Here is a 9,694-nt window from a genome sequence, read left to right as displayed (position 1 = left end):
CAAGCTATCAATCTGTTACCGCTCGACTTGCATGTGTTAGGCCTGCCGCCAGCGTTCAATCTGAGCCATGATCAAACTCTTCAATTAAAGTTTTGTTGTTTCTTTCGAAACGGCTCAATGAATACTGTTAAAATATCGATTACTAGAAGCTAGTAATGATATTTGAATTGACTGTGCCAAATAATCCTTCTCTATAAAGAGATGAGTTATTTGTATTGGTCACTAGTATCATTGATAAATCTTTCGACTTAACTATTCAACGAGTGCCCACACAGATTGCATGGTCAAATTGTTAAAGAACAATACTGATTTCGGTAACCGCTCTCGCCGTTGTCCGTGTCAGTGAGGACGCATTATAGAGACTTCGATCACATTGGCAAGAGTTAATTTTCAAAAAAATCAAAATAAATGCTCACCAGCACACACTACAACCAAATTTGTTAAAAATGCTCTAAAAACAACCTTTAATTGTAATTTTACCGCCTCAACCAATGGCAATACTTTATCTCTTGTGACAGTAAGTGCTAATTAAATGCCCTAAATAAGTCGACATCATCAAAATCTATGCTTAATAAAGAGATAGAAAATAAATAACAACTGCACATTGTTAAAAAAACTTAAATTCACACAAAAACAATAACAATAAAAACAACCACTAGAATAAAACCCACTTATAAATTTCGATTATTTATATCTTATTGGTATGATAAATCCCTTCATATCATATAATGGTGATGTATATCACAAACAAAGCTAGTCCTTATGTTAGGATTCAGCCCTTTCATTAATTGGCACCTTATTCTGCCTCTTTAATTATAATCGAACGCTATACAGGATTTGCTATGACAAACCAGAATCGCATCCTTCTGACGTGGATAAGTTTCTTATCTTATGCCCTTACTGGATCTCTGATTATCGTCACCGGTATCGTTATGGGAGATATTGCCAAATATTTTGATTTGCCAATATCTAGCATGAGTAACACTTTTACTTTTCTTAATACGGGTATTTTAATTTCAATCTTCCTTAATGTTTGGTTGATGGAAATTGTACCGCTTAAGCGCCAGCTCATTTTTGGTTTCATTCTCATGCTATTAGCAATTATTGGCCTTATCTTCGGTCATAATCTTGCTATTTTCTCAGGCTGCATGTTTGTACTTGGTGTCGTAAGTGGTATTACCATGTCGATTGGTACTTACTTAATTACTCATATTTATGATGGTAAAGAACGAGGTTCTCGGTTGCTGTTTACTGATTCATTTTTCAGTATGGCAGGTATGATTTTCCCTGTGATTTCTGCTGCAGTACTAGCACACCACATGCAATGGTACTGGGTATATGCCGCTATTGGCGTTATCTATCTAGCTATTTTCATCTTAGCATTACTTTCTACATTCCCTGTATTAGGTAAGGATGCGCCTCAAGAAGAGACCACCAATGAAACCAAAGAAAAATGGGGATTGGGTGTTCTATTTCTAGCCATTGCTGCTTTATGTTATATCCTCGGTCAGCTAGGCTTTATTTCTTGGATCCCTGAGTACGCAACCCAAAAGCTAGGTTTATCAATTAGCGATGCTGGCCAATTAGTCAGTTACTTCTGGGGTGCTTATATGATTGGTATGTGGATTTTTAGTGTACTACTTAAAAAATTCGACCTGCACTATTTTGTGGTTGTTTTATCAGGCTTAGCAACTGTGCTGATGTATCTATTTAATAACGATACCAATCCTCACAATCTTATCTATATTATTTCAGCACTTGGCTTTATCAGTAGTGCAATTTACACCACTATCATTACCTTAGGCTCACAGCAGACCAAAGTATCATCACCAAAATTGGTTAACTTTATTCTACTATGCGGCACAATTGGTACTATGTTAACTTTCGTAGTAACAAGTCCTATCGTTAAGAATTACGGTGCGCATGCAGCATTAGTTACTGCTAACGGTTTATATGCTGTTGTATTTGTAATGTGTGTATTAGTTGGTTTTGTTACTAAACACCGCATCCATGGACATAGTGGTCACTAACTAGCATGATGCTAATAAAAAAGCCTCAATTTAAATTGAGGCTTTTTTATATTTGAATAAAAGCAGCGACTCTGCTGTCGCTGCAGGAGTTATTCTTAATTATTAGGACGCATTGATGGGAATAGGATCACATCACGAATAGTATGGGCATTAGTAAACAACATCACTAAGCGGTCAATACCAATCCCTTCACCTGCTGTTGGCGGTAAACCAAATTCTAGCGCACGAATATAATCTTCATCATATTGCATTGCTTCATCATCACCCGCATCTTTCGCTGCCATTTGGGCTTTAAAACGATTGTCTTGATCTTGAGCATCATTTAATTCAGAGAAACCATTCGCGACTTCACGACCACCAACAAAGAACTCAAAACGATCCGTTAAAAATGAGTCTTCATCACTTCGACGGGCTAGCGGTGAAATATCTGCAGGATAGCCTGTAATAAATGTTGGTTGAATTAGCTGAGGTTCAGCGGTCTCACCAAAAATTTCTTCTAATAGTTGACCACAAGTCCAGAAAGATTCAACGGTCACACCAACTTCTCGAGCAATATTCGCCATTAGCTCACGATCTTTAACATCATCATAGGTTAACGCTTGGATACGTGCATTATCCTTAGTGTAATGTTGAATCGCTTCTAACATGGTCATGCGTGTATATGGACCATTAAACTCAATCACATGCTCGCCATAAGGTAAGGCTGTATTACCACAAAGATCTTTAGCAATCGTACTTAATAAATTCTCTGTAAAATTAATCAAATCGTTATAGTCAGAATACGCCATATAAAATTCCATCATGGTAAATTCTGGGTTATGACGAGGTGATAGACCTTCATTACGGAAGTTGCGGTTAATTTCAAACACCCGCTCAAAGCCACCGACAACTAAACGCTTTAAATAAAGCTCAGGTGCAATGCGAAGATACATATCAATATCTAATGCATTATGATGAGTCACAAAAGGTCGCGCTGAAGCCCCACCCGCAATCGGGTGCATCATTGGCGTTTCTACTTCCATAAATTGCTGTTTAATCATGAATTGACGAATCGCTGCCACCACTTTAGATCGCATGATCATGGTATTACGTGATTCTTCATTAATGATCAAATCAACATAACGCTGACGGTAACGTTGCTCTTGATCGGTTAAACCATGGTATTTTTCAGGTAAAGGACGTAACGCTTTGGTTTGTAGCTCATAGCTGTCCATGGTGACATAAAGCTCACCACGATCAGAGCGATGTAACTGGCCTTTTACGCCAATAATATCGCCAATATCTAATCCATGGTATTTTTGCTTTAACTCTGCCTGAATCTGTTTATCAGCATAAACTTGAATACGCCCAGAAACATCTTGTAATACCAAAAATGGTCCACGCTTTGCCATAATACGACCAGCAACAGCGGTTATATAAGTGGTATTAATCAGATCGTCTTTAGATTTATTTTTAAATTCAGTGATTAATTCATTTGCTAATTTCAATCGACGAAAAGTATTTGGGTGACCATTTGCTTTACTGTCTTTTCTTATATAATCAAGTTTTGCTCGACGTTCAGCAATCAGCCTATTTTCATCAATTTCATTTTCTAACATAATATTTCCTTATTCATTAATCGTTTAATTAAAGCGAGAAGGGTTCGAATATTTATTTAAAAAAACTATATTTATAACCCGTATATTGGACTTACTTTAAAATAAATAACCACAAAATAAAAAACGTGACCAACATCACAAAACATTAGAAACACATAATTTATTTATTACTTAGATTTAAAAATGAAATATGAAATTACAGTTACCATTTAAATAAAAAATTCCATCTATATATAAAAGCAAATAGTATAGAAATTAATATCATTATATTTTTTAACAATAGAATAAAAACCAAATGGCTTGGGTAAATTATAAAATAAATAACTGGTTATTAATTACAACAGAAAATTGTTTATATAAATCAGGACAAAATTATATTATAGAACCGAGAATAACCAAGCTATTAGCCTTTTTAGCCAAGCATCAAGGCATTGTTTTTACACGTGATGAATTAATTGAAAATGTTTGGGATGGTGCCGTTGTTAGTGAACAAGTCGTCACGCAGTCTATCTTTGAGCTTCGTAAAACACTCAAAAAGATGGATGAAGATCATTGGATAGTTACTATTCCAAAGCGAGGTTATAAGCTTGATATTGACGTACAACAAATATATGTCGATCCCAATACAGGCTTTAAATTGGAGGAGTTTCACCCTTCACATGAACACACTAATGACACTTCATCTCATGCGTTCTTCCCAGCAGGACCAATGACGCGTGCTTTTAACGAAACCTCAAAAGAAGCCCCATCAACGACAACAACAAGTTCAAACAATGTTAAATGGAATCATTGGTTTTTCGATATTTGCATCCTCACTATGTTATTAATTACACTTGTTTTTATCAGTTGGAGCAACGAGAAAGTTACACCACCTGCAACAATATTAAATCCACGCTTAATAAATATTGAATTGACACAGCAGTCATCGACAAATCAGTTATATTCGATCGCAAAAATAATCAACAATGCTTTATTTAAATCTACAAATTACATCAGTAGTTTCAGCGAACAACCTAATGCAGGTAAAACACTGTCACTCTATGTCAATCAGCAACACCAATTACACATAGAGCTATTTAATAACATATCAAAAACGGTTATGTTACAACAAAACCTTCATCTTGATAGCAATAACTCATATTTAATTATAGATGGTTTTCTCAACAAACTAATACAGGCATTAAATTACAACCACCAACAAATCCAGAATCATATTACTCTCACCAACCCTACTATTTTGTATGGTTATCTTGAATTACCTAGTGTCATAAATAATGATGGTCAAACGAACATTAATTATATTAAAAAAATCAGTAAACTTATTAAACTGTCGCCAAAAAATAGTTATTTATTAGCACAGCGATACCTTGCTTATGCAACCATACTGACCATAAACAATAAAGTAACATCAATGCCAACATTGATGAATTATGGAAAAGAATTAGTCAAAAGCATAACAGCTAATCAACAACTTGGATCCAGTGAAATATATGATGCTTTAGCACTCAATGATCTTTACCAAGGTAATTTAGCCGACGCTGAACATTATTTATCACTGGCGAAATTACAATCTCAGCAAAATACAGCTTTACGTTACATTTTATTAGGTAAGCTCAGTGAACTTGCACATAAAAAACAGCAAGCCAACGAGTATTATAGTATGGCTATGTATTTATCGCCTTCTCAAGAGACACTTCAACTCTGTCAAAAACTTGTTTTCATATCAGAAATAAATACTGCTGAAGTCACACCTCCGCACTAAATTTACAGCATCTAAAGATTTACTATTAAACAGCACTATTTATTTCATTTCCAGTGAGTAACCAATTTACCTTTTAGCAGGTCGCAATACGCAGACCTGTATTTTGTGATCATCGCTAATAACCATGTCGATTTAGCATTGGCAACAATAATGGCACTGGGATTACTTCCCAAGTTTATAACGATTATCAAACAGGGTTTATTTTAATGATAAATAATTTATTTTTTCACAACCAACATAAGATACTGTTTTAAAATAACTTAAAAATAAATTAACGTAAAAAAAACCAACTTTATTATTTAAACATCGTTGAGTAGAAGGTTATTTAATTAAGTTTTCCATCTGCTGTAGATTAAATCGAAATTACTCGTCATTGATTACCTAGAAGCAAAAGCCTTCTTATTACTGACGTTAAACGTGCTTAAACATTTTGAATATAATTGTATTATTTGGAGATCGTTACATGTCGTCCGATACATCAAAAAAGATAGGCTTAATCGCCTGTACCGGTGTAGTAGCCGGTAATATGATGGGTAGTGGTATCGCACTCTTGCCATCGACATTAGCAAAAGTAGGTTCAATATCTATTTATAGCTGGATTATTTGTTTAGTTGGCGCCTTGTCTTTGGCCTTTGTTTACGCTCGTTTAGCAACGAACAACCCCCAAGAAGGTGGTCCTATTGCCTACGCTGGTGAAGTTTCGCCTGCTTTTGGTTTCCAAACTGGTGTGCTTTATTACCACGCTAACTGGATCGGTAATCTTGCTATCGCTATCACTGGGGTATCGTACCTTTCTGTGTTCTTCCCAATTTTGAACAACACTATTCCAGCGGCAATCGCAACTATTGCCTCAGTTTGGATTTTCACCATTATTAACTTATTGGGTGGTTCGTGGGTAAGTCGTCTATGTACTTTAGGCTTAGTACTTATTCTTGTTCCTATCGTTGGTACTGCAGTTGTTGGTTGGGGCCATTTTGATGCGACAACTTACATGCAAAACTGGAATACATCACATAGCTCAAATTCACACGCTATTGTTAGCGCGGTACTAATCACTCTTTGGTCATTTGTTGGTGTTGAATCAGCAGCGGTATCATCGGGTATGGTTAAAAATCCAAAGAAAACCGTTCCATTAGCGACACTGCTTGGAACCGTTATTGCAGGTGTTATTTATATTCTATCAACCCAAGTTATCGCTGGTATGTTCCCAGCCTCTGAAGTAGCAGCTTCTGGTGCACCATTCGCACTTGCAACAACCGCTATCTTTGGTGCTTGGACGGCTCCATTTGTTGCAGCATTTACCGCTTTAGCGTGCTTTACATCTCTAGGTTCTTGGATGATGTTAGTTGGTGAGGCCGGCAAACGTGCAGCTAATGATGGCAACTTCCCTGCTGTTTTTGGTGAAACTGATAAAAACGGCGTCGCTAAAAAAGGCTTGGTTTTAGCATCTGTAATGATGACGATTCTAATGATTGCTATCACTATCTTTAGCTCTAGTGATAGCCATGCTTCAAACTTATTTGACATCCTAACATCTGACGCAGTGCTATTAACTATGCTGCCTTACTTCTACTCAGCTGTTAACTTAATTCGTTACGAAGGTATGACAACTCGCAATGTGTTTGTAATGTTGTTTGCAGGTGTTGCATGTATCTTCTGTTTCATCGCACTTATCGGTGCAGATCCATCAGCATTAGCCGCAACTTTCGTTGTTTCGCTAGCTATCTTCATGTTCTACGCTCGTAAGCTTGGCTTCCGTCAACACTTACAACTGGAACAACAAGAACAAGCGAATAAAGTGGCTCAATCTCACTAAGTTTACTCCCTAATAATATTATCAAGGCGCACATTACACCTCCCAAATTGGAGTGGTGCGCCTTTGTTCACCCTGGAGATATTCAATAATGAATACTATAGCAATCTTAAATAACTTAGGTGTATTCTTCAAAAAATACCCAGTTCAAGAATTAGAACAAGCATTAGCAACACGTGGCTACAAAGTTGTATACCCTGTTGACGAAAAAGATTTAATGAAACTACTTGAAATGAATCCACGTATCAGTGGTGTGATTTTTGACTGGGATACTTACTCATTAGACTTGTGCCAGCAAATTAACCAAATTAACGAGAAACTACCGTTATATGCATTTGCTAATGAACATTCTACTTTAGATATCAATTTAGCTGATCTTCGTTTAAATATTTACTTCTTTGAATATTGCCTTGGTAGTGCTTCTGATATTGCGCATAAGATTGAGCAAGCAACTGAAGATTACAAAGACAGTATTCTACCACCGCTAACCAAAGCATTATTTAACTATGTAGATGAAGCTAAATATACCTTCTGTACACCGGGTCACATGTCTGGTACTGCATTTAATAAAAGTCCTGTAGGTAGCATTTTCTACGATTTCTACGGCGCAAATACCTTTAAAGCAGATATTTCAATCTCAATGCCTGAACTTGGCTCATTGTTGGATCACTCAGGTCCTCATAAAGAAGCTGAAGAATACATTGCACGTACATTTAACGCAGATCGTTCTTACATTGTGACTAACGGTACTTCAACTGCGAACAAAATTGTTGGTATGTTCTCAGCCCCTGCTGGCAGCACAGTATTAGTTGACCGTAACTGTCATAAATCATTAACTCACATGATGATGATGACCGATGTTGTGCCAATTTACTTCCGTCCGACACGTAACGCTTACGGTATTTTAGGGGGTATTCCTAAGAGTGAATTTAGCCGTGAAGTCATTGCAGAAAAAGTAGCAAATACGCCAGGAGCTACTAAACCAGGTTATGCGGTAGTCACTAACTCAACTTACGATGGTTTGTTCTACAACACCCAATTTATCAAAGAGTCACTGGATACTAAGTTTATCCACTTTGATAGTGCTTGGGTGCCTTACACTAACTTTAACCCTATTTACGAAGGTAAATGTGGTATGAGTGGTGAAGCAATGCCGGGTAAAGTGTTCTATGAAACACAATCAACCCATAAATTACTGGCTGCATTCTCACAAGCTTCCATGATTCATGTTAAAGGTGAGCTTGAAGAAGAGTCTTTTAACGAAGCATTCATGATGCACACTTCAACATCACCACAATACGGTATTGTGGCGTCTGCTGAAATTTCTGCAGCGATGATGCATGGCAATGCTGGTCGTCGTTTAATTCAAGACTCAATCGACCGCGCAATTCGTTTCCGTAAAGAAATCAAAAAACTACGCTCTGAATGTGATGGCTGGTTCTTTGATGTTTGGCAACCAGAAAACATTGAAACAACGGAATGTTGGAACCTAAACCCTAATGATAAATGGCATGGTTTTAAGAATATCGATGAAGATCATATGTTCCTTGATCCAATTAAGATCACCCTACTTACTCCAGGAATGAACGAAGAGGGCGAACTATCTACAACAGGTATTCCGGCTTCTATTGTAGCTAAGTTCCTTGACCAACATGGTATCGTGGTTGAAAAAACAGGTCCATACAGCCTATTATTCTTATTCTCAATTGGTATTGACAAACCAAAAGCAATGCAGCTATTACGTGCATTAACAGAGTTCAAACGTGGCTATGATCGTAACATGACTATCAAGTCATTCTTGCCATCGTTATACCAAGAAGATCCTCAATTCTACGCTAATATGCGTGTACAAGATCTTGCACAAGGCATTCACGATTTAACCGTGAAATTCCAATTGCCAGAACTGATGTACAAAGCATTTGATGTGTTACCAGAAATGAAGATGACACCACATGATGCATGGCAACAAGAACTACGTGGTGAGGTTCGTGAGATTCCATTATCAGAAATGGTCAATGAAATCAGTGCCAATATGATCCTTCCTTATCCTCCAGGCGTGCCTGTTGTGCTTCCTGGTGAAATGGTGACTGAGCAATCTCGCCCTGTATTAGATTTCCTTGAAATGCTATGCGAAATTGGTAATCACTTCCCTGGCTTTGAAACTGACATTCACGGTGTTTACAACGTTGATGGTGTTTACAAAGTGAAAGTGATCAAGCAGTAATCAATACGATCGACATAAGTCATATTAGGGCATGCTAGTAATAGCATGCCTTTTTTAGATCCTGTAAATAATTCTGTGTAACAGCTCTTCCTCAGTGGTATGAACTCCCCACCTTACTGACATTGTCAGCTACAGTTATAGCGTCAACCAAAAAGGAGCCCACACCATGAATAAGCCTAGCACTATTTGTATTGATCTCGCTAAAAACGTTTTTCAAGTTGCATTGTTTAATCAACATGGAAAATTAAAGTCTAATCAAAACATGTC

The 9,694-nt window shown here is 37.0% G+C and carries 5 protein-coding genes and 1 rRNA gene; 4 read left to right on the top strand and 2 right to left on the bottom strand.

Annotation, left to right across the window (positions count from 1 at the left end; all coding sequences use genetic code 11):
- A 16S ribosomal RNA gene (locus tag PMAL9190_RS15710) occupies nucleotides 1–87 on the bottom strand; the annotation flags it as partial.
- Between the two features lie 755 nt (nucleotides 88–842).
- On the opposite strand from PMAL9190_RS15710, the gene tsgA reads away from it, so the two are divergent.
- Nucleotides 843–2,030 carry an MFS transporter TsgA gene (gene tsgA / locus PMAL9190_RS15705; RefSeq protein WP_087846007.1) on the top strand — a complete coding sequence of 396 codons (1,188 nt, stop codon included), beginning with the start codon at nucleotides 843–845 and terminating at the stop codon, nucleotides 2,028–2,030.
- A gap of 95 nt (nucleotides 2,031–2,125) precedes the next feature.
- On the opposite strand, the gene lysS is transcribed toward tsgA, so the two are convergent.
- Nucleotides 2,126–3,628 carry a lysine--tRNA ligase gene (lysS, locus tag PMAL9190_RS15700; protein WP_087846006.1) on the bottom strand — a complete coding sequence of 501 codons (1,503 nt, stop codon included), beginning with the start codon at nucleotides 3,626–3,628 and terminating at the stop codon, nucleotides 2,126–2,128.
- Nucleotides 3,629–3,923: 295 nt separating this feature from the next.
- Between lysS and PMAL9190_RS15695 the strand changes: the two genes are divergently transcribed.
- The 3 genes from PMAL9190_RS15695 to cadA all read left to right on the top strand — a co-directional run bounded on the left by PMAL9190_RS15695 (nucleotide 3,924) and on the right by cadA (nucleotide 9,427).
- On the top strand, nucleotides 3,924–5,390 hold the full coding sequence (locus tag PMAL9190_RS15695; RefSeq protein ID WP_087846005.1) for a winged helix-turn-helix domain-containing protein: 1,467 nt from the start codon (nucleotides 3,924–3,926) through the stop codon (nucleotides 5,388–5,390).
- Between the two features lie 463 nt (nucleotides 5,391–5,853).
- Complete coding sequence (gene cadB / locus PMAL9190_RS15690; RefSeq protein ID WP_087846004.1) at nucleotides 5,854–7,206, top strand: cadaverine/lysine antiporter; 1,353 nt, start codon at nucleotides 5,854–5,856, stop codon at nucleotides 7,204–7,206.
- 88 nt (nucleotides 7,207–7,294) lie between these two features.
- Nucleotides 7,295–9,427 (top strand): lysine decarboxylase, encoded by a 2,133-nt coding sequence (cadA, locus tag PMAL9190_RS15685; RefSeq protein ID WP_087846003.1) that lies wholly within the window; start codon nucleotides 7,295–7,297, stop codon nucleotides 9,425–9,427.
- The last annotated feature ends 267 nt before the right edge of the window (nucleotides 9,428–9,694 follow it).

The organism is Photobacterium malacitanum (assembly GCF_900185615.1).
GTDB lineage: Bacteria > Pseudomonadota > Gammaproteobacteria > Enterobacterales > Vibrionaceae > Photobacterium > Photobacterium malacitanum.
This window is presented reverse-complemented; position numbering and strand designations above follow the sequence as displayed.

Bases quoted from the DNA above. Each gene is read 5' to 3' on its own strand.
- tsgA (WP_087846007.1), top strand. From the start codon at position 843: ATGACAAACCAGAATCGCATCCTTCTGACGTGGATAAGTTTCTTATCT.
- lysS (WP_087846006.1), bottom strand. From the start codon at position 3,628: ATGTTAGAAAATGAAATTGATGAAAATAGGCTGATTGCTGAACGTCGA.
- PMAL9190_RS15695 (WP_087846005.1), top strand. From the start codon at position 3,924: ATGGCTTGGGTAAATTATAAAATAAATAACTGGTTATTAATTACAACA.
- cadB (WP_087846004.1), top strand. From the start codon at position 5,854: ATGTCGTCCGATACATCAAAAAAGATAGGCTTAATCGCCTGTACCGGT.
- cadA (WP_087846003.1), top strand. From the start codon at position 7,295: ATGAATACTATAGCAATCTTAAATAACTTAGGTGTATTCTTCAAAAAA.